17 protein-coding genes, 1 tRNA gene and 1 pseudogene are annotated in these 24,256 nt (G+C 54.5%); 16 read left to right on the forward strand and 3 right to left on the reverse strand.

All coding sequences use genetic code 11. The features are described from left to right. Positions 1-194: 194 nt before the first annotated feature. From ACR3ZL_RS14745 to ACR3ZL_RS14770, 6 genes and pseudogenes are all read left to right on the forward strand, one after another. Positions 195-419: pseudogene (locus ACR3ZL_RS14745) on the forward strand (type II secretion system protein); the annotation flags it as partial. Next, positions 413-640: a DUF1559 family PulG-like putative transporter gene (locus ACR3ZL_RS14750; protein WP_486173587.1), complete on the forward strand. Its 228-nt coding sequence runs from the start codon at positions 413-415 to the stop codon at positions 638-640. The pseudogene ACR3ZL_RS14745 and the gene ACR3ZL_RS14750, both read left to right, overlap by 7 nt. Positions 641-840: 200 nt before the next feature. Next, complete coding sequence (locus tag ACR3ZL_RS14755) at positions 841-1,068, forward strand: hypothetical protein (protein ID WP_486172730.1); 228 nt, start codon at positions 841-843, stop codon at positions 1,066-1,068. A gap of 366 nt (positions 1,069-1,434) precedes the next feature. After that, complete coding sequence (locus tag ACR3ZL_RS14760) at positions 1,435-2,964, forward strand: sulfatase family protein (RefSeq protein ID WP_473652358.1); 1,530 nt, start codon at positions 1,435-1,437, stop codon at positions 2,962-2,964. Positions 2,965-3,128: 164 nt separating this feature from the next. Further along, the gene (locus ACR3ZL_RS14765; RefSeq protein ID WP_473652357.1) at positions 3,129-3,551 is read left to right on the forward strand and encodes a DUF6508 domain-containing protein; all 423 of its coding nucleotides are present in this window, start codon (positions 3,129-3,131) and stop codon (positions 3,549-3,551) included. 280 nt (positions 3,552-3,831) lie between these two features. After that, on the forward strand, positions 3,832-4,212 hold the full coding sequence (locus ACR3ZL_RS14770) for a GxxExxY protein (protein ID WP_473652356.1): 381 nt from the start codon (positions 3,832-3,834) through the stop codon (positions 4,210-4,212). Positions 4,213-4,557: 345 nt separating this feature from the next. Here ACR3ZL_RS14770 and ACR3ZL_RS14775 read toward each other — a convergent pair. Continuing rightward, a tRNA-Leu gene (locus ACR3ZL_RS14775) sits at positions 4,558-4,641 on the reverse strand. A gap of 798 nt (positions 4,642-5,439) precedes the next feature. Between ACR3ZL_RS14775 and ACR3ZL_RS14780 the strand changes: the two genes are divergently transcribed. Continuing rightward, the gene (locus ACR3ZL_RS14780) at positions 5,440-5,679 is read left to right on the forward strand and encodes a carbon storage regulator (protein WP_473652355.1); all 240 of its coding nucleotides are present in this window, start codon (positions 5,440-5,442) and stop codon (positions 5,677-5,679) included. 287 nt (positions 5,680-5,966) lie between these two features. Here the strand turns inward: ACR3ZL_RS14780 and ACR3ZL_RS14785 are convergent, their stop codons facing one another. Together ACR3ZL_RS14785 and ACR3ZL_RS14790 are read right to left on the reverse strand one after the other, a co-directional pair. Then, on the reverse strand, positions 5,967-8,420 hold the full coding sequence (locus tag ACR3ZL_RS14785) for a S9 family peptidase (protein ID WP_473652354.1): 2,454 nt from the start codon (positions 8,418-8,420) through the stop codon (positions 5,967-5,969). A 22-nt stretch (positions 8,421-8,442) separates the two neighbouring features. Further along, complete coding sequence (locus ACR3ZL_RS14790; RefSeq protein ID WP_473652353.1) at positions 8,443-9,723, reverse strand: alkaline phosphatase family protein; 1,281 nt, start codon at positions 9,721-9,723, stop codon at positions 8,443-8,445. A 284-nt stretch (positions 9,724-10,007) separates the two neighbouring features. Here ACR3ZL_RS14790 and ACR3ZL_RS14795 point away from each other — a divergent pair, with 284 nt between their 5' ends. The 9 genes from ACR3ZL_RS14795 to ACR3ZL_RS14835 all read left to right on the forward strand — a co-directional run bounded on the left by ACR3ZL_RS14795 (position 10,008) and on the right by ACR3ZL_RS14835 (position 24,159). Further along, positions 10,008-11,117 carry an alpha/beta hydrolase fold domain-containing protein gene (locus ACR3ZL_RS14795; RefSeq protein WP_473652352.1) on the forward strand — a complete coding sequence of 370 codons (1,110 nt, stop codon included), beginning with the start codon at positions 10,008-10,010 and terminating at the stop codon, positions 11,115-11,117. 117 nt (positions 11,118-11,234) lie between these two features. Next, the gene (locus tag ACR3ZL_RS14800; RefSeq protein ID WP_473652351.1) at positions 11,235-14,807 is read left to right on the forward strand and encodes a PPi-type phosphoenolpyruvate carboxykinase family protein; all 3,573 of its coding nucleotides are present in this window, start codon (positions 11,235-11,237) and stop codon (positions 14,805-14,807) included. Between the two features lie 173 nt (positions 14,808-14,980). Further along, positions 14,981-16,291, forward strand: a complete 1,311-nt coding sequence (purD, locus tag ACR3ZL_RS14805; RefSeq protein ID WP_473652350.1) for a phosphoribosylamine--glycine ligase — start codon at positions 14,981-14,983, stop codon at positions 16,289-16,291. Between the two features lie 129 nt (positions 16,292-16,420). Beyond that, positions 16,421-17,824, forward strand: a complete 1,404-nt coding sequence (locus ACR3ZL_RS14810; protein WP_473652349.1) for a UTP--glucose-1-phosphate uridylyltransferase — start codon at positions 16,421-16,423, stop codon at positions 17,822-17,824. A gap of 130 nt (positions 17,825-17,954) precedes the next feature. Further along, positions 17,955-19,568, forward strand: a complete 1,614-nt coding sequence (locus ACR3ZL_RS14815) for an efflux RND transporter periplasmic adaptor subunit (protein WP_473652348.1) — start codon at positions 17,955-17,957, stop codon at positions 19,566-19,568. 331 nt (positions 19,569-19,899) lie between these two features. Beyond that, positions 19,900-20,664: an ABC transporter ATP-binding protein gene (locus tag ACR3ZL_RS14820; RefSeq protein ID WP_473653552.1), complete on the forward strand. Its 765-nt coding sequence runs from the start codon at positions 19,900-19,902 to the stop codon at positions 20,662-20,664. Next, complete coding sequence (locus ACR3ZL_RS14825; RefSeq protein WP_473652347.1) at positions 20,661-21,992, forward strand: ABC transporter permease; 1,332 nt, start codon at positions 20,661-20,663, stop codon at positions 21,990-21,992. The genes ACR3ZL_RS14820 and ACR3ZL_RS14825 overlap by 4 nt, the downstream gene beginning before the upstream one ends. A gap of 131 nt (positions 21,993-22,123) precedes the next feature. Continuing rightward, the gene (locus tag ACR3ZL_RS14830; RefSeq protein ID WP_486172731.1) at positions 22,124-22,498 is read left to right on the forward strand and encodes a sulfatase-like hydrolase/transferase; all 375 of its coding nucleotides are present in this window, start codon (positions 22,124-22,126) and stop codon (positions 22,496-22,498) included. A gap of 8 nt (positions 22,499-22,506) precedes the next feature. Next, positions 22,507-24,159, forward strand: coding sequence for a sulfatase family protein (locus ACR3ZL_RS14835; RefSeq protein ID WP_486172732.1), 1,653 nt, complete (start codon positions 22,507-22,509; stop codon positions 24,157-24,159). The last annotated feature ends 97 nt before the right edge of the window (positions 24,160-24,256 follow it).

Below are 24,256 nucleotides of genomic sequence, written 5' to 3' on the forward strand. Positions count from 1 at the left end.
TCACCGGAACAACGTTTCGATAAGGCGGATCGAAACTCCAATTGCGATGCCCGCGTGTTTAGAGAGGCTTCCAAAATAGCCCGAAGATTATTGGACTTTAGCATTAGATTCGGCTTGCTTTGCTCATTGATCACAGCGTGCGAAGAGTTGGCTGACTGCTCCGCTTTTGTTCTCTAATCCGTTTTGAGGCTTTCATAAAGTTCGTTAAGAACTTCCCTACCCGACAACGCAGTGGCTTTACTCTCGTCGAGTTGCTGGTGGTCATCGCGATTATTGGTGTCTTAGTTGGACTGCTACTACCTGCGGTACAGTCCGCCCGCGAAGCTGCTAGGCGAATGAGCTGCAGCAACAACTTCAAGCAGCTTGGCTTGGCGATGAACAATTACCATTCAACAATCACGATGCGGCTGCCATCGCACCTCCCAGCAGTCGCCATCAAGGCGGTGTCCATGTACCAATGGGCGACGGGGCGATCAAGTTCATTACTGATTCAATCGAAGCTGGTAACCAGTCAACGACCAGAGTGGCGCTTCAGTCGCTAGTAGCGACGGCACAGCCACCTGGGTCCAAGAGCCCCTATGGGTTGTGGGGTGCTCTAGGCACTCGAGCCTCCAAAGAAGTCATCGACTCGGAGTTCTAAACCGATTCTTGCTCTCCGCGTAAGCCTGTTGTCAGTCCGTCATTTTGGATCGGCGACAGGCATCTTTGAACGCTTGGAGTGGGTCGACAGATCATGATACGGTGTCAGCAATCGAGCTGACACCGTTTTTGCGTCGGTGCGGGTTGTTTCTGACATTTCGTACCGGGAAACCTTTCTATTTTGCTTTTAGGATCGATATTGTGAAACGGAACATCTTTCAATCTTTTGCGTTTGCGGCATGCATGTCCTTGGCTTTCGTGACGACAATGACCGGTTGTTCAGACGACAGTGCGGGCGTGAACGCCTCCAAGGATGAGCTTGATGCGTACTTGGAAGAACATCCCGAGCTAGTTGAGAGCGCGAAGGAAATGGAGAAGACATGGGAAGACGGATACGTGACACCCGATGAAGAAAAGCCAGGTTCTTAGTACAAGAACGCGAAGTTTTCCTGCATCGGTAGGTTCAGCAAAACAGCGTTATATTTCGCCTAGCCTGTCTTACCTTTGTCGACACTTGAATTAGCGGTTCGGCGTTCACCGTTCGGTATCACCTCAAAGATACCAGTGGTGCCACGCTCTACCGCTAAAAGTGTCAGCGGAACGAAGCTCCTCTTTCGTTGCTAATCCGCTATCTTGAGTTCTGGCCCAACTACCATCTGCCCACCGGTCGATTGAAACACAAGTGGTGTTCGTGATGTTGATACGGGCTTGATTGGCTCTGTAGGTGGTGTTGGCCAGCCGGAGCACTATTTGCCAGGAACCCATTGATCGGCTTTACATAAGTCAGGTTGCAAGATGAAATATGCGTTCACGGCCCTGTTGGGCCTTCTTCTAGTCGCACTGAGTTCAGACGCGATTACCGCCAACGCGGAAGCAACTCCCGCTAGCCGGCCGAATATCGTGTTCATCCTCGCGGACGATATGGGATACGGCGAGGTGTCGGCGATGAATCCTGATCGGTGCAAGGTTCCCACTCCGGCAATCGATCGCTTAGCTTCGCAAGGCATGCTGTTTACCGACGCACATACATCGTCTTCGGTTTGCACGCCAACTCGGTACAGCATCCTGACCGGGCGTTACAATTGGCGGACCGAACTGCAGCGTTTCGTGTTGTACGGCTACAGTCCACCACTGATCGATTCCAATCGATTGACGGTCGCGGGGTATCTAAAAGACCAGGGCTATGGCACTGCGGCGATCGGTAAGTGGCATATCGGAATGGATATTCCAACGACCGATGGCAAAGCCCCAGGGAAAGGTCACAGCCCTAAGAACATCGATTGGGAAGGCACGATCAAGAACGGTCCCACGGCGCGGGGATTCGACTATTTCTACGGCATTTCGGCCTCGCTCGACATGACACCGTTCATTTACATCGAAAACGACCGCTTCGTAGGCCAAGCGACAGCAATCAAGAAATATGTGCGTGAAGGACCGGCGGAGCCTGACTTTGAAGCGGTCGACGTCCTTCCAATGTTTAAGCAGAAAGCGGTCCAGTACATCAAACGACAGACAACACAACGGCCCTTTTTTGCTTACATCGCACTGAACTCGCCTCATACTCCAATCTTGCCGTCACCCGAATGGATTGGAAAAAGCGCCGTTGGCCGCTACGGTGATTTTGTTATGCAAACGGACGCAGTCGTCGGGGCTATTGTCGATGCGGTCGATCAGTCGCCAATGGCGGAGAACACGATTGTCATTTTCACCACGGACAATGGATGTTCCAAAATGGCCAAGATCGAGCAACTGAAAGAGAAAGGCCACTATGTCAGTGGGCCGCTGCGTGGTTCCAAAGGTGATCTTTGGGAAGGCGGCCACCGCGTACCCTTTGTCGTCCGATGGCCCGCCCAAGTTTCACCCGCAACGCGATCGGAACAAACGATCGGCCAATGGGACTTGATGGCCACGTGCGCGGACATCTTACAGTCTGAGTTACCAACAGACTGCGCCGAAGACAGCGTCAGCTTTCTGCCAGCACTGCACGGTCAGCCGATCCAGTCCACTCGATCGGGAATCGTTCACCACGCGATCGACGGCCATTTCGCTTATCGGCAGGGTAATTGGAAACTTTTGCTGGCTCGCGGGTCGGGTGGGTTAACGGCACCTCGCGAAAAAAATGTCGCTGCTGACGCCCCAGAGGCCCAACTGTATAACTTGGCATCGGATATCGGCGAGACGAAGAATCTCTACTTGAGCGAACCCGACGTTGCAGCCCGATTGCTAGGGTTGCTCGAAAAGGACGTCGCGAGAGGACGCAGTACCGAGGGAACTGACGCAGCGAACGACGTTCAGCACGTTGAACTTTGGAAAAGCAAAAAGTAGACGCTGATGAACATCTTGCTCGTCAGGGTATTGGGCCAGGCATTCAGTCGCCGTTGGACGAATTAGAAGGTCAGTTGTTTTAAAGAGGCCCTTTTCCCAAGATTGTTCGTCATTTCCTGCAATCAGAATCCTATTTGCGAATCGATGGAGGAACGAAACGAACGATGACCGACTTCAATCTTCAGATGACTCCCGTAACGTCTGAGCAAATTGATGCCATCCTTCCGTTTCTCGAGCGACTTCAAGTCGACGGATTTGTTGCTGGCCAATGGAAAGGCAGACCCGGGCAGTTTCCCTGGTTCCAGTTTACGGATGAGGTGAGGGAATTTCTTCTGGCTCTGGATCTTCAAGACTGGGTGTCGCCCCAATGCAGGTGGACGGAGTGGCAGGAGACGGCCAAGACGTTCATCGAGACGCCGTCAAAGATTGATACGGCGGATGCGCAGACCATCCGAAGGCTATTCACCACCCATGTGCGTGCCAACCGATTCTGCGAAGGACATCTCGCAGCGATGTTCGAGAATGGGCACATCTTGCGGTTGCTACAGCGACTAAAAGCAATCCGATCCGCCATGCACGAATCATAACGGCTCAATCAGCCCGAGTTGGCTCATCAGCGGACGCCCGCAAGCAACTCTCTCTGCGTCTCGTTGTCTCTCGCGTCTTTGCTTCAACCACATCGCATCGAGCTATCTGAGCCAAGCAACCGTTCAGAGCGCCAAGGGAACGACTGGTTTGATTACCTTGTAAACAGTTTGTGAGAACTTGACGGAGAGGCGGTGAGACGCGAGGACGCAGAGGAGAACCGGTGTGGGTAACATTTTGCTACATCGCCTCAGTGTTTCGATTCAACTTGTGTGGTGAATTATGAAAGAGAACGACGTCAGCAAGGTGATCTTGAACGCTTCGATCGAAGTGCATCGCACGCTCGGCGGGCCTGGGTTGCTGGAGAGAGTTTACGAGGAGGCACTGGCCTGGGAGCTTAACCAAGCTGGTTTGTCGGTTAGGCGGCAGCAAGCAGTTCCGATTAAATATAAGGGCAGCGTGCTATCGACTCCTCTTCGACTTGACCTTGTCGTTAATGACTTGGTCATCGTCGAGTGCAAAGCGACTTCGAAGTACAACGATATTTTCGCGGTTCAGTGTCTCACCTATCTCCGGTTAATGAATCTGAAACTCGGGATCGTTGTCAACTTTGGAGAACCCAAAGTGAAAGATGGATTCCATCGCGTCGTGAACGGTTTGTAGGAATCTGACGCAGAGAAGTTGCGAGCATGAATGATCGAGTCCAGTTCCTCTGCGTCTCACCGTCTCTCGCGTCTCTGCGTCACAGGATTTATGCGAGTGCAGCCGAGCATCGCAATGATTCAGGCCACCAGGTGCACGACTGAGTCATATCACCTTGTGAATAGTTTGTGAGAACTTGACGCAGACGCGGTGAGACGCAGGGACGCAAAGTTGTTGGGGGCCGGGTGGGATTTTGGCTTTGTGTTGTGGTTTGGCGTTTTGGCCGGGGTTAGGTCGGAGCACAAAAAAAGCCCGCAAGACATTTGTCTCGCGGGCTATTTTGTCGCTGACGTTGAAGCCAACTGATACCGAAGGTGGGACTCGAACCCACATGAGGTTGCCCTCACCGGATTTTGAATCCGGCGCGTCTGCCAATTCCGCCACTTCGGCTTCTGATTGCTAGCTACCGGCTGGGTCGCTCAATCGAAGGGCAGAGTATCCAATACAACGCGTTCGACTGCAAGCCGGACTAGCCCCGAAAAATGGCGTGGTGCCCGGAATTATTTCAAACAGAGCGTTTACTGCGTTTTAGCACGGTTTTGACGACATTTCGCATGTACCAGTCAGCGTTTGGAAAGCGGGACGCTGATGTTTGGGGATCAGTTGATCGAACTCGCGGTGGAATCGGATTGCGGTCGAGGTTAGCACGCAGTGCGTCGTTTGTTTTGGCACTTACCTGACCGGTTGCCCCGAGCGTAACGCCCGAAATTGATCGTCCGAGCCCTTGGCTAGGGAATCGGCAGCTTTCCTGAATGGGGGCCATTGATTAGCGACCGTCGCACGTGAAGAAGGTGCGGCCGGAAGCCTGCCGGTTTTTGCAGGAGCTGCAGACTTTAGCCGGCCTGGGAGTTTGGGAGATTTAGGGGCGAATCCCCGATCAACCGGAATGGTCTTATTGAATGAACTGAATATCGGGCGGTTTGTACTGTTGCGCTCGTGAATTTCCTTCGTCCTGAAAGGTTGAGTGATTACGAACATTTTGACGGTAAATCATACAGGGGTGGTAGTTGATCGATCACCTTTGGGCCGGTTGGCCAGAGGGTGAAATTTACAGTGCACCCTGAAAAGACGTTATTTGCAGCGTAAACCACGCGGCTTTAGCGGAAATCCGACAAAATGTGAAACAGCGGCGCGGATGTTGCGTAACGCTGATTACGAATTCAAAACCTACACAAACAAGGATGAAACATGTTGGTTCTAAGTCGAAAAATGGGCGAACGTTTGGTCATCGGCGACGACGTGACAATCACGATTTCCAAGATTGCCGGCAACCGTGTCGCAATCGCAATCGACGCTCCACGCGAAGTGGCGATCAAGCGTGCCGAGCTGATCGATAGTCCCGCCCCTGTGCAGACTCGCAAGCAGGCCAGCCATACTCAAGCGAATTCGGGTTCCACGTCGAGCCGCGTTGCCGCTTATCACGCTTAGTTCGGCGACGTTGAACTGGAAGTGAGCTCGATCTTTCGCTGGCTAGGCTATTTGCTCCGTGGCAATCGGGGTGTTCGTGTCATGCTAGGTACGGCGTCGGATTGGGATGAGTGCGCTTTCATTCGCGCAGGGCGGATTAAGCGGTACTGTCGAGCTTGCTGGGCTCGTGAGCAGTTTTGCGATCCGCGATCTCGATGGAATGGATTCGTTGGGTGATAGGACTCGTTGCCTCGTCTACGACCTATCTTGTCAACGGCGAATGCAGAGTGATTTGGCCCTTGGGAGGGTCAGTGGATTTGGCCTAGGTCTGCTGGTTGGATTAGGTTCTGTTGCAGGAAGTTGAACATGAGCGAGCGTAGGTGAATCGCGGTTCCTTCTCCTTCGCTGATGCTGTGAGAGCGGTTGGGGTATGCCATCATTTGGAATGGTTTGCCGAGAGCAATCAGTTTGTTGATGAGGCGTTGTGCGGATGCGAAATGCACGTTGTCGTCACCGGTGCCATGAATCAGTAGCAATTTCCCTTCCAGATTTTGGGCGTATGTGATGGGGGAACCATCGCGAAACGGGGATGGATCGTCCGTGACCAAGCCTTGGTAGCGTTCTTGATAGATGGTGTCGTAATCGAGTTGATCGGGCACGGCTGCGATGGCGATCGCGGAGCGAAATAGCTTGGGGTAGCGAAACAGTAGGTGCAGCGACGTCGATCCACCGCCGCTCCATCCCCAAGCACCAACGCGTTGAGGATCAAGTTGTGGGTTCTGAACGAGTAGCTGTTTAACGGCGGCGGATTGTTCTTGAGGAGCCAGCACGCCGATTTTGCCGTGAACGGCTTGCCGGAACGCCGAACCGCGTGGCGATGCGACACCGCGATTGTCAATGCTGGTGACGGCAACGCCGTTTTGAACCAGGAAACGGTGCCACAAATAGTTGCTCGTGCTGTAGCTGTCTTGCACGGTTTGGCCGGCGGGTTCGCCGTAAGCGTAAACCAACAACGGCCACGAGGGTTGGTCAGAGGTTCCGGTTGGTGACGGATTGTCGTCATCCGGAGTCATGATCCAAGCGTCGAGCGTGATCGAGTCGCTGATCACGATTTTGACGAACTTTTCTTTGAGCGGTTGCAGGTTGCTGATCGCTTCGTTCGCTGTTTGATTGTCGACGAGTGTTTCTAGGATTTCGTAAGGATCAAGGGATACCAGTTGTTTAACCGGAGGTGTTTTGAAGTCCGACCAGGTTTGCACGGCGAATCGGCAGGATGGGCTGACGGAATACGAGAAGGTGCCGCGGATGTCGGGCGAAACACGACTCGGTGAAGAAGCGGCTGCTTTTGTCGCAGCATCGGGTGTCCCCGCATCGACGACGTACAAACCTCGAGTCGCGGCATTGTGCGGGGACGCGGTGAAGTAGATTTGGTTCGTGGAACTATTGACCGCGTCGACTTCAATGACGTCCCATTCACCACTGGTAATTGGCGTCAATGAAACGGCGGCCAAGGCGTGGTCCGTATCCTGCATCGGCAACGTCTGCGTCATCAAGTTCGCTGGCAAGCTGAGGCGATAAAGATGGCGCCAGCCGGTCCGCTCACTTTCCCAGGCGAAGTCGAGCGTGCTTTCGCTGGCCGAGCGAAGCCGGTGAATGGAATCTTGGGGCGTTACCCACCCTTCGCTCGTTTCAGTTTGTACAACCACGGCGGAACCGGTGTCCGCATCGGCGAGCCACAACCGATTCATATTTTGGGGGCGATTGAGCTGCTGAATAAGCAAGCGGGAAGCCGGGAGTTCGGTGCCGTTTGATTTGACGGAATAGTCAACCCACTGGATCGCAGCGATGTAGTGGTTGCGTGCGTCTCCCTGGAGCTGCATCCAGGTCGTTTGTTGACTGGCGAAATCGTAGACGCCGAGTCTTCCCGACGAGTTGGTTTGTCCGACCTTGGGGTACGCGTACTCTTTCGTTTCCGGATAGCGGTTGCTCGTGTTGTCGATCAGGGTTTGGATGGGAACTTCGGAATCGTCCAGTTGCCAAAAGGCGATCTTCGATCCATCGCCATTGAACTGAAAGCCTTTCGTAAGTCCGAGTTCTTCCTCATAGACCCAGTCGAAGGTGCCGTGAATCAGGTGCGGGTTTTCGCTGGCGGCGATCGTGGTTCTTTCGCCTGTAAGCGTGTCTTCGCAGTACAGCCCACGGTCTCGGATGTAAGCGATTTTGTTCGCCGATGGACTGAACGTCGCATGCATGATCGGTGCGCCGTCGCCGAGGTCACGCCACTGGTTCGCATTCCGGTTCAGAAGTTTGAATTCCGCGAGGGTTTTGTGTCGCCAAACTTTTTGGGCGTTGACCTTGGCGAGAATGAAACGCTTGTCGACCGATGTGCTAAGTTCTTCGATCGCGTCGAGGTTATCGAGGTCGAGTTCGCCAGCGTCTTGGAAGTGATGCACCACGGTGTCTTCGCCGTCGGGAAGAACGCGTTGGTGAAATTGGATGGTCTCGTCATCAAGCGTCTTCATCCACTGCAGCGTATCGGGCTGGCTTGAGCCGATCGCGGGTGACGATTCACCACGCAGCCAATCCACTGAAAGCGAGTCGAGTTTGAAGTCGTCGCTGACGAAAATGCGTTCGAGCGTCAACTGCGTTGGATCAACGACCGGCTTAGAAGTAGCATCGCCAGACTTCGTTTCGGCTGCCGTGACGAAAGATGAATTCCATCCGACAAGTACCGTCGCTAGGAGTGTGATTGTTCTAAGCATGGTTGAGACTCAGGGTTGTGGATCAAAGAAGCGAGTGAACGTAGTCTGGAAAATCGGTCATGTCGGTCGGCGGCTCATTGGGGCCGATCACCAACGGGCCGTCGTCTGGATTCGCTGCGAGTAAACCGTGGCTGCCACGCACTAGTGATGCATCCAGTGGGATGACGTCCATCTTGTAACGCATACCAGCCTTTTTCTGCAGCAATCGGGCACCGGCGCGTAGCTTGCTGGTCATGAACAGTTCGCATGGGTCGTAGCCTGGCTTGCGATGGATGTCGACGGTTCGTGCGAAGTCGGGTGCGTTTTGGTCGTCGAGCCAGTAGTAATAGGTGAACCAAGCGTCGGTTTCGGACAACGCGATCAGTTGACCACTGCGAGGATGATCTAGGCCAATTTCGCTGGGGCGGACGACGCGAGCGATGCCGGCGGTTTGCTGTAGCAACCGTGCCACTGAATCGATCTGGCTGGTATCACGAACGTACACATGGGCGAGCTGATGGTCCGAAACTGCGAACGCATCGCAATCCGTTGGCATCAAGATTTCGCCAAACGGACCGCTTCGTATTTTTAAGTGGCCGCTGTTGCGAAGTACACGGTTGATGTGAACCGGTTGATTCACCGGAGTCAGTCCATACTCGCTGACCACGACGACTTCGGCACCGATGGCTTCGGCGGCATCAATGACTCGACCTGCCGCCGCGTCGACTTCGGCAACACGAGCGGGATCGTGGTCTGGTAACCGTTGGAAGTCGTAATCCAGATGCGGCAAATAGCAGAGCGTCAATTGCGGCTGCTTGGTTCGCATGACTAAGGCGGTTGCGTCAGCGATCCAGTTCGTTGCAGCGATTCCAGCGGCGGGCCCCCAGAATGCGAAGAACGGAAACGGCCCGAGTTGGCGAGTGAGTTCGCAGTCGGTCCAGTCCATCACATCGAAAACTTTGGATCCGTCACATCCGTAGTGCGGCTTTGGCGTGGCACCATATTTCGCCGTGGTCGCTTGATTGAACCACCAAAACATCTTGGCGGTTTCATAGCGATCGTAGAAAATATCACCTTGGATCAGAGAACGAGCTTGCTGCCAAAATCGGACCTCTTGAGTGTCTGGATACAACCAGCCATTGCCGACGATGCCGTGTGCACTGGGGGGCTTGCCGGTCAGCATCGTGGCTTGGCTGGTGCACGTAACGGCGGGAACTGGACTGGTCCAAGGACGAGCCGAACCAACCGAAGCCAGGCGTGGTGCGTGGGGCAAAAGACGGGGCGTTAGCCCGACGACGTTCAAGATGCAGAGTTTTTTCGACATAGGATTAGCAGTCTATTCTTGGCAATCAGCTATCGCTAGCGCTTGACGAGCTTGCGTACAATTCGTTGCTGGAATAGCCCCTCGCTTGGATGCGATCCGTTTATGTGGAGTTTCCTTTGAATCTGATCCGCCTTGGTACCTGGATGCACATCCCGGAAGTTTCATCCAATACAGATGCTTCGCCGGATATAGTCGCCTCAGCTAATACGGGAGCGGCTTCGCTGTGTCGGAATGCGCGATCAAGTCGGCCAACGCGATCAAAACTATGTCTAATTGCCTGTGTTATGGCATGTTCGATGGGGCTGGTAGGGGTGGGTCAGGCCGTTGCGGTCGAGCCCGCCGCTAAGTCAGTGACAACGTCGGATCTGAAACCGGTTACTCCAATGGAGGTACGGCGTTTTGTTGATATTCAGTACAGCACGTTTGTTTCGCCGGATGAATCGTTCGATCTAGATCCGTCACTTCCCGGAGTGAATGGGCATGAGAATGATCAGACCGAGGGGCCAGAGACCGAGCCATCGGAGATCAAAGGAGGGGAGACTACGCTGCCCAGTGACGACCGGCTTAGTGAGATCGCTACGCGACCGAAGGCCGATTTGTATGTGCCGTTGGTCAGTCCCGCGAGCATCGTCCGTGAGCATGATGCTGCGTCAGCGGTGCCGATCGAAATTGCTCAGCCTCGCCGGCCCGCGATCTTGCTGGTGCATGGTGGCGCGTGGGTGACGGGTGACAAGTGGATGCTGGGATCTTACGCCGACGAGCTATCGCAGTTGGGATGCGTGGTTTTAAACATCAACTATCGCTTGGCGCCGCAGGCCAAGTTTCCTGCGCAGGTAGATGACGTGCGTGAAGGGCTGATCTATTTGCGGACGCACGCCGATGCGTTGTCAATTGATGTCGATCGCATTGGCGCGTTTGGCTATTCCGCGGGAGGCCATCTTTCCGCTTTGGTAAGCGTGTTGGCCGACGAGCCGATTGCCAAGCAAGCTGCGGCAAGCGAATGGGAAGCGACCGACGCGAGATGGTCTCGACTGCCCAAGGTCGCGGCCGTTTGTGTGGGCGGGCCGCCGTGTGACTTCCGTCAAATGCCGATCGATAACACTGCGTTGACGTACTTCTTGGGCGGAACGCGGCGAGAGACGCCGGAGGTGTACGAGTCTGCATCACCGATTGCGCACATTTCTCCGAATGATCCGCCGACCCATCTTTTTCAAGGAGAAACCGATTTGCTGGTTCCGCTGCGGGGCACACGTCGCTTTGCCACGGCGCTAAAGGACGCCGGTGTGGCGGCAGATCTTACCGTGATCGCAGGTCAGGGGCATATGTTGACCTTCCGGCATCCGGAGTCACGTCGCGTGGTGCTCGACTTCTTTGCCGAACAGCTTCGTCCTTAAGCGTTCTTGCGTATTTCTCACGCCTTTGGTTTTGGCGTCGATTTGATAGACTCACGGGCGAAAAGGCGGTTATGACCGGTTTCACATAGGCTATTCGAACAGGAAAGAGGGTCCGCGATGTCTTTACTTCGAGATTCCGCAACACTGCAACAAGCTCTTAGCTGGGACAGTGAACTTGCTTCGTCGCCGAGCGAGCGTCAGCGACGACAAAGCTACCTTACTTTTCAAATGGCAATGGCGGGTTTAACCCCGCCACATGAATCCGGCCAAGAACAACCGGAATCGGCGTTGCCGCGTGGCTTGCTTGAAAGCTTTCGCGAACGCAATGCGATCATTCGTCAACATCAACCCGCGATCGATGGACGGATCGAAGCGTTCTTGGAACGCTACTTTGCCGATTGCGAAGGCAACAAGCAACTGAAGTTACCGTCGCGTTCGTTGACGCTGGATCGTCACGGTTTGGCGCGGGAACTAAGTATCCCGTTGGGTAAGAACAAGTTCGAAAACGACCAAGTTCAATCCTATCGCTGTTTCAATGGCGTGCTGAATAATCCAAGGTCCGATCGCCGAACCACGGCGGGGACTTTCCACGTTGTCGAAGGCGGGTTGCCGATTCCCGGTGACAAACGAGCGGTTCCCAAAGAAGTTTTCATGAAGCTTTTCCAAGCGGCGATGTGCCCGCCGGATGCCGATTTGGAACTTCCTTACACGGCCGATTCACCCGACCCCGCTCGCACGTGGGTGTCGCTGATGTTGCGTCCGTTGGTTGCCCCTGGCGTCCAAGGGGTTTGCGAATCGAAGACGATGGAAACTCGTTTCTTCGTGCCTGGCAACTTCTGCAGCAACCTGGACTTCGTTGAGTCAATCTTCGGAAACGCGGGCGATCCTCTGGTTGCCGGTGGCGATGCTGGTTTGGATGCCAAACACTGGAGCGGCCACACCGGATGCGTCATTCTGGCTACGCATTTGGTGAAGTTGACCAAGAAAGAAGTCGGGTTGCCGCATTATGACGACGCTACCGCTCGCCAACGGCACGATCGCATGTGCTGGAAGTCAGAAGACGAACTTTACAATGACGGAAGTGCGTTCAAACTGACATGCCGCGATGACTCGGGCGTGATCGTGACTTTGATTGCCGACAACTACTACGGTTACTGCAAGAAAGAAGTCAAAACTCAACTAAGTTACGCTGCCAACTTGATGGGCAATGCCGAAGAGGAACACGCCGGTGGTGCGTTGGCGTTCGCTTCGTATTCCCTAGGCGACCATTTCCAGGTCAAAAGTCGCCTATATAACGGTGCGACCTTCGCTGAAGTCACTGAACGCTACGCCGAGTTCATCGACGTTCAGCCAACCGGGTACGGCATCGACAAGATCTATCCGAACGTGATCTATATTCCGGAGAGCGCGTTCGCATCCCTAAAGTCGCGACACATTCGCTGGGTTGACGCTGCCGGCGAGACTCAGTCGATTCCGCTTTCACCGGATGAAGTTTACATCGCGCCAAGCGGTTACCGTTTGCAACTCGCCAAGCACCCGAACGCTCCGTCGTGGCGTTTGATCGGGACGGTCGGCGAGGGCATCTTCTGTCACAAGCCTTGTACCGTCAGCGGCGGCGGTAAGAGCGAGATCAGCAAGAGTTTGCGTGACTACATGCTGTACGGTCCGATCTTTGTCAAAGATCATGAAAAGGACTTTGCCCAGGTCGATGAGATCTTCGCGAAGGACTACAGCGATCGTTGGGCACCGACGTCCGATGGTGCCAAGGTTTATGAAAAACGTCAAACCCGTAGCGTCTTGGATCCAAGCCGTTCACTGGGCAGCGTGATCAAACTGTTGACCCCGTCGCCGGAATACAACGACGACTACAACGCTTGGCTGGAAGCGATTCCAGAACATGTTTACGCGATCGCTTTGATCGTCAAACGATTCATCGGTGCGGAAGCCGATGAGAATGCTTCGCCCGGTACGATCAATTGGCGTGAACAATTCCGTGTCGACATCGTCAACGGTTCGCCAGGCCACGAGCTGAAGATCGGTGACCGTCCATTGGTGGGAACTTACCTGCGAGTTGGTTTGGAAGATTCTCGCTGGCGTACGTTCAAGCTTCGCCAGGACTTCATCGCATCGGCCAAGGTTCAGCGTGAAGATGACATTTCGGCAAGCGTCGTTGTGCCAGCTTCCGCTCTGGCCAGCTCCGGTTCGGCTGCGGCCGTCGGGGCAATGGTGGCGGATGCGGACAGCTATAAATTCGTCGAGAATTGCGAATACCGTTTGTTCCAGCGGCCCGATGACGCGGTTCATCGTGGCTTGGATAAGCAAACGGAACTTGATCTGTCGGGAGCGGGTAACTTCATCTCCAACTTCGAGCCGCTGACCAGCGAACAAGCTCGTCAGATCATGCTCGATGCGATCGAGTTCGATAAATACAGTGGTCCGATGGAATCGTTGCTTGAAGAGGCTGGCGATTCGGAAGACGGTTATGTTGTCAGTACCTCGCATCCGCGGATCGTCGACGGCAAGCCGACCAAGAACCCGCGTTACCTGCAAGATCGTCCGGACATGGTCCGAGACATGGAAACCTACATCGCGATTCGCGGGATGCAATTGCATCGCAAGTTGCCAGCCGATGCACCCGTGCTGACACCCGTCGGTGCTGTGCTCGCGGGACGCCGCAACAATCCACCGGATCGTGAAGCCGGCATTCGTTCATTGGCCGTGTACTCACCACTGCACTACCAAGAGCTTCCTGAGCTGATCATGGATTGGGTTTGCTCACTGACCGGCAAGAGTCCAAGCACGACCGGTGCGGGTAGCGAAGGGGCACTGACAAAGGGCCCGTTCAACGCTCTGCATCCGGCGATCGACATGAACAATGCGATCGTGTCGATGATCCTGACTCAATTAGGCGGCTTCAGTACGCCAGCGGGACATGTGGGGCCCGACTTGGAGGTCGGCCACGATATCTCGTTGCTGATTCCAGAAGTTTGGTGCCGGATGAGTGCTCAAGAACGTGACCCAAATCGGTTGATCGCCGACGGGATGCTTGAGCCGATCAAGGATTTCGAACACAACGGAACCAAGATCCCTGGCAGCCGACTTGGCTACCGGATGACTGAGAAGTTCGTCCGTACCTACCTGGCTCGTGTATTTGATAACCCGGCTAAGGTCTTCCCTGAAATGATCCTGCGTCCGGAAAAACAAGATCTCGATTCGTTCGCGGATGGAATCTTGCAGATCACCGAGGCTCAGGCTCGAGTCGCGAAAAACTACTTCGACGATTTTGGTTACGAACTCGCTTGTCCCCCGCTGCGTGCGGTTTTGGACATCATGGTGCACGGTGAGCACAACGGTCACACGATCGATTCGCCGGAAGTGCGGAACCTGTTCAATCGCGAAACATTGCTTTCGAGCGATTGGTACGCCCGACGATTGCAGGCCAAACAAGCTCGTGATATTCGGCACTGGGAAGACTTCGAAGCTCGCTTGAAAGAGTTCATCGCGGTGCCAGCGAACGAGGAAGCGGTTGAGCGACTTGGTTTAAAGGATCGTTTGGAATACGTCCGAGAACAACTTCAGCTTTCGCAATCATCCAGCTATCCCAGCAGCCTGATTGGCGGACTTGGCGTTGATCCGATGTCGCCTGCCGCCAGCGACCCTGTGCTTGCCGATCGACTGGCCAGCGTGTGACAAGATTTCGCGTGAGAAGTTTTCCAGCTTGCTGGTAAATCACTGACATGAGTCCGTTTTTCGGGCGGCCCGCCGGATCAAACGGTGGTCGCCGGTGGCGGACTTTGTCAGTTATCATGCGTGGCCTTGAATCTCAAATGCATTCATCCCCCACAAGAAACGTCTGAACCCACATGTCCTACAACGCCCTGATTGTTGGTAGCGGCGGTCGCGAACACGCGATTGCTTGGAAGTTGTCACAAAGCGAGCAAGTCCGCGAAGTATTCGTCGCCCCCGGAAACGCTGGCACGGCTACGGATGCCACCAACGTGGACATTGCCCAAGACGACCATGCTGGCTTGATCGCGTTCGCGAAGTCCAACGACGTTGGGTTGGTGGTTGTCGGTCCTGAAGCTCCGTTGGTTGCAGGTTTAGTCGACGACATGCAGGACGCTGGACTACGCGTTTTCGGGCCTTCGAAGGCGGCGGCGGAGTTAGAGGGCAGCAAGGTTTTTTGTAAGAACCTGTTGCGGTCAGCGGATATCCCAACCGCCGACTACCAAACTTTCCGTTCGGCCGATGACGCGATGCGGTACATCAAAGACCGTTTCGCCGAACCGACCGACCCGGTCAACGTGGTCGTCAAAGCGGACGGCTTGGCGGCTGGTAAAGGTGTCATCGTTTGCGAAAAACGGAGCGAAGCGTTAGAAGCGATTGACCGCATCGGTGCTCGCAAAGAATTTGGAGCGGCTGGCAAAGAGATCATCATCGAAGAACGATTGACCGGTCCAGAGGTCAGTGTGCTGGCGATTACCGATGGCGAGACCATTTTGACGCTTCCAGCGGCTCAGGATCACAAGCCCGCTTTGGATGGTGACAAAGGTCCCAACACCGGCGGCATGGGGGCGTATTGCCCGGCCCCAGTTTTGGATGAAGAGACTCTCGCCAAGGTTGAGTCGGGGATTTTGGTGCCGGTCGTTCACGCGATGAAACGCTGTCGCCGACCTTTCAAAGGTGTTCTGTACGCCGGCTTGATGTTGACGCCGGCCGGCCCGAAAGTTCTGGAGTTCAACGTTCGCTTAGGCGATCCAGAATGTCAGCCGTTGCTGATGCGATTGAAGACCGACCTCGCTGAAGTCATGCAGGCAACGATCGACGGAAAACTTGGCGATCTTGACGGTTTGGAGTTCGATGATCGCCCCGGTATTTGTGTCGTGATGGCCAGCGAGGGTTACCCGGCGAGCTACGAAAAGGGCCACAAGATTACTGGCATCGCGGACGCCGACGCGATGGAGAACGTCAAAGTCTTCCACGCTGGAACAAAGCTTAGCGATGGAGACGTCGTTAACGCAGGTGGCCGTGTGCTCGGCGTGACCGCGATGGGCGACACGATTAGCGCCGCCAAATTGCAGGCTTACAAGGCCGTTGCCAAGATTCGATGGCAGGGAGCTTGGTGTCGTAAGGACATTAGCGATAAGGCTCTCAGGTCCGCTGCGACGTCTTAGGCTTGCCGCCGAAGTTATCATTCCCATGCGCCCAATCGTTCGAGTTGGGCGGGTTGAAATTCCGAGGGCTCGTCCGGGATCGGTCAGCCAAAACGCTTGCTAACCTCCTTTTTATCATCTTAAGAAATCATGACCGCTTCGTACGATCAGCTTCTAGAATCGCTTCGCCAATACGGACAAGAACACGTACTGAAGTATTGGGATGAATTGGATGCGGCGGCTCAAGAACAGTTCGCCGAACAGATCGAGAACGTCGACCTGGCCGAGCTTGCGGGTTTGATCGAAGGGAAAGACGACGAGATCGATTTTGCTGATCTCGCCGCTCGTGCTGAGTTGCCACCTGCGGTTTCGGTCGACGGCAGCGGTGTGAGTTGGTCATTGGAAGAGGCTCGCGAAGCGGGTGAAGCGGCTCTTCGAGCGGGGAAGGTCGCGAGTTTGGTGGTGGCCGGTGGGCAGGGCACGCGTTTGGGATTCGATAAGCCCAAGGGAATGTTTCCGGCTGGTCCCTTGACCGAGCGAACGTTGTTTCAGATCTTCGCTGATCGGTTGATCGCCACGGGCAAACGTTATGGCGTTCAGGTCCCGATGTACCTGATGACCAGCGAAGCGACTGACGCGGCGACGCGAGAATACTTTGAATCGAACGACTACCTGGGTTTAAATCCAGATCAGGTCATTATTTTCAAACAAGGCACTATGCCGGCCGTGGATGCGGAAACCGGAAAGCTTTTGCTTGCTGATAAGGGATCGCTCGCGTTGTCACCCGACGGGCATGGTGGGACGTTGCGTGCTTTGGATCGCAACGGTTGTTTGGAAAAAATGAAGTCGGACGGCAACGAACATTTGTTCTATTGGCAAGTCGACAACCCACTAGCCACCCTTTGCGATCCGACCTTCATCGGCCACCACTTGTTAGCCAAAAGTGAGCTGACCAGCCAGGTGATTCGCAAACGCTATCCGATGGAAAAGGTTGGCAACCTGGTTCAGGTCGATGGCAAGACGTTGGTTATCGAGTACAGCGATTTGCCGGACTCCGCTGCGGAAATGACCAATCCGGACGGCGGATTGAAATTGTGGGCAGGCAGCATCGCGGTGCATTTGTTTGAGCTCGCCTTCCTGATTCGGGAAAAGAACAGTGATTTATCGCTGCCGTTCCACCGCGCCAGTAAGAAGGTGCCTCACTTGGATGCGACCGGATCGCTGGTTAGCCCAGACAGCCCGAATGCGACCAAATTCGAGAAGTTCATCTTCGATCTAGTGCCCTCGGCCCAGCGAGCGATCGTTGTGGAAGTGGAGCCTGCCCAGGCGTTTGCACCGATCAAAAACGCCGATGGCGCTGAAACGGACACACCGAAATTGGCCAAAAAAGCCATCAGCGATCTGCATCGCAGTTGGCTCGAAGCGGCCGGATACACGGTTGCGGCCGACGTTACAGTCGAAATTAACGCTAAATACGCTCTCGATGAGGGCGAGATGGTGGGCAAATTGCCTGAAAACACGGCAATTGAGGAAGACCGCTACTTTGACGCGTAGTTAAGATACGTTGTGGGCGGTTCATGCTATTATTTCGTGTAGAAATCGGTCTTCGCACCGGTCTCTCCCGCCGCCCATGGGGTTCAATTAGCAGCCCCCTGCCCGCCCTCGCGTATCCCGCCCTGCCCTCATGTTTGTTACCAATCAACGCCCAGCCCGCAATCGCCGGGGTGGTGCCCTCATCATTTTGCTGTTCTTCGCCGGACTCATCTGTGTCGGCGGATGGTTTGGCTACCAGAGTTATTTGGATGGTCGAACCAAGCTCGCCCCCGATGATTTGATCATCAGCGATGTCGTGGAGGGTGCATTCGATCACACCGTTTTGGAACAGGGTGAGATCGAGAGCAGCAGCAATACCGAAATTTTCTGCCAGATTAAGTCGCGTGGTGGCTCCGGAACCGCGATCTTGTGGGTGATCGATGAAGGAACCCGAGTCGAAGCGGGCGACAAATTGATCGAGCTGGATTCGTCGAATCTTGAGATTGAGCTGAAGGAAGACCGTATCGAGGTCATCACCGCCGAGGCGACCTACGCGACGGCGAAGGCATTGGTCGAACAAGCTAAAATCGCTCGTGAAGAGTACCTCGAAGGCGTTTTCAAGACAGAAGAACGTGCGATCCTTTCGGAGATTGCGATTGCGGAACAAGAACTTCGCAAGACTCAACTTGCGTTGGGAAGTAGCGAGCGTCTGGTTGCCAAAGGACTTGTGAAATCGCTGCAATTGGAAGCTGATGGGTTTGCACTAGCCAATGCTCGAAACCAACTCGAAGCGGCCCAGGGGCGTTTGAAGGTTCTGCAAACTTTGACCAAGCGAAAGATGCTGGTTCAGTTCGACAGTGACATCGATGCCCAAAAGGCCAACTTGAGTGCGGCTGAAGCGAAACTCTATGAAGAGCAGCAAGAGGTTCGCGAGATTGAAGAGCAGATCGAAATGTGTGTGATTCACGCGCCTACCGCCGGGGTCGTTGTCCACGCTAATAAATACAGTTCACGTGGTGGTAACGCAGAGTTTGTCGTCGAAGCCGGTGCGACGGTTCGAGAACGCCAGGCTTTGATCCGATTGCCCGACCCGACCCGGATGCAAGTTCGATGCAAGGTGAATGAGTCTCGCATCACGCTGATGAAACAAGGGATGCCCGCAAAGATCCGTATCGACGCGTTGCCCAACATGGTTTTGACCGGTCGTGTCGCGAAGGTGAACCGATATGCTGAGCCCAGTTCTTGGTTCAGTTCGTCGATCAAAGAATATGCGGTAACGATTGAAATCTTGGACCCACCGGATGTCATTCGGACAGGGATGACGGCGGGAGCGGAAGTCTTCGTTCAGCAACTTCCGAAGGCCAAGCAGGTTCCAATCCAAGCGCTGTATGAGCACGGCGAACGAATGTACTCGCTGGTCCAAACCGGTGAGCAAGAATTCGAAACTCGCGAGGTAAAGCTGACAGCCACCAACGAGACGATGGCTGCGGTTTCCGAGGGGCTGAATGTAGGTGAGCGTGCAGTGCTGAATTTGCGACAGCACTTGTCGCTGATGGATTTGCCGGAGGTGGTTGCCCAGGACAATAGCGACATGCTGACGATGTCGGACAAGGTGAGACAACTATCCGAGGTCGCGGACGCAACCCCGTCCGCTGGTCAGCCAGAGGAAAAAGGACGCGGTGGGCCGGGAGGTCCGGGTGGCCCCGGTGGTCCTCGACGCGGCGGCGAAGGTGGCCAGAAACCGGGCCGCACATTGGGACAGTGAGCCCGACGTTGACGTTGGATGGATCCAAGTTTGGTCGCGTGCTTCTGTGCCGGCCGATGGCAAATCGAAGCCAAAAGGGACGTCGGTTGTTAGCCTTTGATGGTTAACGCTCGTCGACTTCGAAGGTTCAAGCCCGCCTTGAAGCAGACGCTTGATAGCTGAGCATCGCTTCATTCGTATCAGATCAATCCACGTCGGATCGTTTTTCCGGCTTACCAGTTACTCCCCATTCGTTTTGAAAACTGATAGTCCGCTACCGAAATCTGACGATGCTCAGTCCAGCGTGAAGGATGCGAGTAATCAGTCGGCTGACGTCTCCGCATCGAAGTCCGTGCCTTTAGCAACGCGAATCGATTCGCTGGTCAAAAGTTATGTTTTGAAAAGTGAAACGGTGCACGCACTTCGCGGCGTATCGTTCGACGTTCCTGAAGGCGATTACGTGGCCATCATGGGCCCGTCAGGTAGCGGGAAGAGTACGCTGCTGAATATGCTGGGGTGTTTGGATCAACCCACGTCAGGGAATCTGTACTTAGGTGATGACAATATCTCGTTAATGACGGATGACCAACTTGCTGAGATTCGAAGTCGTCGGGTCGGGTTTGTGTTTCAGTCCTACAACCTGATTCAGCAATTAACAGTCGTCGAAAACATTCAAGTTCCGCTTTACTACCAAGGACGGTTGGGCGCGAAGGAGCACGCCCGGGCTGTTGCACTTGCTGAGCAAGTTGGCCTTGGCGATCGTCTTGGTCACCGCCCTAACCAGCTTTCCGGTGGACAACAGCAACGTGTTGCAATCGCACGTAGCTTGGTAAACGACCCATACTTTATTCTCGCCGACGAACCGACGGGGAACTTGGATAGTGTGACGACTGATGAGATTTTGGAACTTTTCGATCGTCTCAATGGAGAAGGCCGAACCATCATCTTGGTCACGCACGAGGACGACGTGGCCGAAAGAGCCCGCCGGATCGTGCGTCTGAAAGACGGATCGCTCTACAGTGATGAATCCGTTGATGAACAACGACGCGCTGCCGCTCGGTTGGCTCAGCGTGAAGCTGCCAATGCGGTCAAGGAAAAACAGGGGTTAGCCGAATGATCTGGTTACGACCTCTGACGCTTGGAATCAAAAGCCTGACGCTGCACCCGTTGCGTACCGGGCTAACAATGCTTGGGATCCTGATTGGTGTGTGGTCGGTCATCGTGTTGACCGCGATCAGCCAAGGTGCAAGCGACCAAGTTCAAAAGCAAATTGAATCGTTGGGTGCGACGACGATCATCGTTCGCAGTATTAAGCCGCCGGAAGAAAAGTTGGCTGGTTCGTCGGCGATGAAGTACGGCGTTTTGCGAGATGAGCTTGAACAGATCATTGCAACATTGCCGACCATTGCCGAAGCGGTCCCGATCCGCGAAATCAAGCGGCAATTCACTCACAAAGATCAACTGATCTCGGGCCGGTTGGTTGGCTCAACGCCGGGATACGCCGAGGTCAATAAGCTTCGGATTCGTCGTCGCGGTGGACGCTTCTTGACTGACGCTGATGCGTTGCAGTTGAAGAATGTCTGTGTGATCTCGTCGGGGATCGCTGATGGATTGTTCCCGTATGAGGATCCAATCGGAAAGAAACTGTATATCCCTGAGCACACCGATTATTACCACATTGTCGGTGTTCTGGAATCTCGTGTGGCGTCAGCGGCTATCGGCGGCTCGCTGAGTTCGCAGGACTATTCGAAGGACGTGTACATTCCGATCGAAACGATGCAGGCGCGGATTGGCGATACGATTGTTACCCGAGGCAGCGGTCAGTTTCAGGTCGAATTGATGGAACTGAATCAAATTACGATGCGTGTAGAACGCGTCAGCCAGGTTCGGTCGACCGCTCAATTGATCGAGACGATGCTTGAGCCCAAGCATTCAGCGATGGGTGACATTGCGGTTGTGGTGCCACTTGAGTTGTTGGAACAGGCTCGGAACTTGCGTTTGATGTTCTTGGGAATCGGCGTCCTGATCGCTTGCATCTCGCTGTTAGTAGGTGGGATTGGGATCATGAACATTATGCTTGCCAGCGTGACTGAACGAACTCGCGAGATCGGAATTCGCCGTGCATTAGGGGCGAAACGTCGCGACATCGTTCGGCAGTTTTTGGTCGAGACCGCGTTGCTGTCGTTTGCAGGCGCGGCCTTGGGGATCGTGCTTGGATTCTTAGGCCCGCCGATGTACCGAGGAGTCATCTATCTCATATCGAGCAGCTTCCCTGATCAGTTCGCAGCATTGCCTAGTGCGATTCGCGATTCGCAGCCCACTATTGTGTTTGAAACCATTCCGCTGGCAGTGATCATTGCGGTTGCCGTGGGATTGGTAAGTGGGTTGTATCCCGCAATTCGGGCTGCCCGAATGAATCCAATCGACGCCCTACGCCACGAATAGGCGTCCGACGTTTAAGAGCAAGACGCCGACAGTTCATGGAGCCTGACGGCTTGTTCGCTGGTGGTTTCATCGTGTTATGATATTGAGGTTAGCCGTTTGGTTGCCTTGATCCCCACCACGAAGAAAACCACATGAATGAAGTTGTCTCTCGTTCCCGAAGTAAGTTCTCGCGGCGTCTGGAAGCAGCGACATCCGTTGCGGCGGTCGAAACTTGGAACGCACGTTTTCCGCTTGTTGCCAGACTACGATCTTCAGCAACATTACTAGTTCTAGCGGCCATGCTGGTCAGTGGAGTCGTCTTCACAACAACCCGAGTGATCGCTGACGATGCTCCCGTTCGACCTAACATCTTGTGGCTAACTAGCGAAGACAACGGTCCGCAATTGGGGTGCTACGGTGACCCGTACGCTGACACGCCAAACTTGGACGCGTTGGCCGAACGATCGTTGCGATATCAGATGTGCTGGTCCAACGCGCCGGTCTGCGCACCGCTCGAACTACGTTGATTTCTGGAATGTATGCCACCAGCCTCGGTGGCGAGAACATGCGAAGTGCGGTGAAGTTGCCGGACGCGATGAAGCTCTATCCGCATGTTCTACGCGACGCAGGCTATTACTGCACAAACAATAATAAGACGGATTACAACTTCGCGGGGATCAATAACACGGATGTGTGGGACGAGTCAGGGAAGAAGGCACACTGGCGAAATCGCAGTGACAAGAACCAACCTTTTTTCTCGGTCTTCAATTACACGATCAGCCACGAAAGTAAAATCCGAAACAAGCCGCACACTCTGGTTCACGATCCAGCCAAGGCACCTGTCCCAAGTTATCAACCCGATGTACCCGAGGTGCGACGTGATTGGGCGCAGTACTACGATCGTCTTACCGAAATGGACGCGTTGGCAGGGAAAACACTGCAACAACTGGAAGCAGACGGGCTGGCTGATTCAACCATCGTGTTCTATTACGGCGATCACGGCAGCGGAATGCCTCGCAGCAAACGGTGGCCTTTCAACTCGGGATTGCAGGTTCCATTCATACTGCACATCCCTGATGCGTACAAATCGTTAGCGCCGGAAGACTATTTGCCCGGGGGAGTCAGCGACCGACTTGTCAGCTTTGTCGACATGGGACCGTCAGCGATCAGTCTGGCGGGTGCCAAGTTGCCTGAAAGTATGCAGGGAACTCCGTTTTGTGGACCTCTCGATGGCGATGCTAAGCGGTATCTTTTTGGTTTTCGCGGACGCATGGACGAACGCCTCGACATGGTGCGTTCTTGCACCGATGGCCGGTTCGTTTATCTACGGCATTTCTATCCCGATCGCCCGTATCTGAAACATATCAGCTACATGTTCGAAACGCCGACGACCCGGATTTGGAAGGAAATGTACGATGAAGGTTTGCTAAATGCCGTTCAATCGAAGGTGTGGCAACAGAAGCCGGAAGAGGAACTGTTCGACTTGCAAAGTGATCCGGACGAGGTGGTGAATCTTGCCACTGACCCCAAGCATAGCGACAAGCTAAAAGAGCTTAGCCAAGCGTTGAAGCAATGGATGATCGACACGCGCGACATCGGTGTGCTAACGGAAGCCGAGATGCATCGTCGGTCGGGAAAACAGGCTCCAGTCGAGATGGCCGGCGCGGACTCTTTCCCAATCGAAGATCTGGTCGACGCGGCGTGGGATGCCAGTGATTGCTGGCGAGCGTTTGATGAGCCTACGCTACAAAAGATGGCGTCGCTCGCGGAACAAGATGATAGTGGATTGCAGTTTTGGGGATGTCGCGGCATCCATCTTGGTCTGCAGTCGCACGTGGGCGTTTTGAGCGATTCTGTGTCTGAGTCCGCGGTTGGGACGTTGCAGAAGCATTCTTCCGCTACTTCACCGAGTGTTCGCTTGATCTGTGCAGAGGCGTTGTTGCGTTTTGGGGCCGTTGACCAGCAGACCGCGGCGGCAAAAGAACTGATGGCGTTGTCACAACTGCCCGAAGATGGTTACTACATTGCGATGGCAGCGCTAAACGTGGTCGATCAAAACTACGAACAGGTCTCGTTGCTTTCGGGCGAAACGACCGAAGCGATTTCCGCGAAGCCAGTCGGTTCACCGATGCGGGGTGGCGAGTACGTTGGTCGCCTGCTCGATACGATTCGCGATCGATCGAAGTAAGTCAGTCCAAATGGCGGACCGGGCGTCACGTGTTGAGACGCCCGGTCTTTTCGGAACTCGGGTATGGCTTAACAGGGTTGCTCGAAGAAATGAGCAA

Source organism: Rhodopirellula sp. J20-39, from assembly GCF_057365095.1.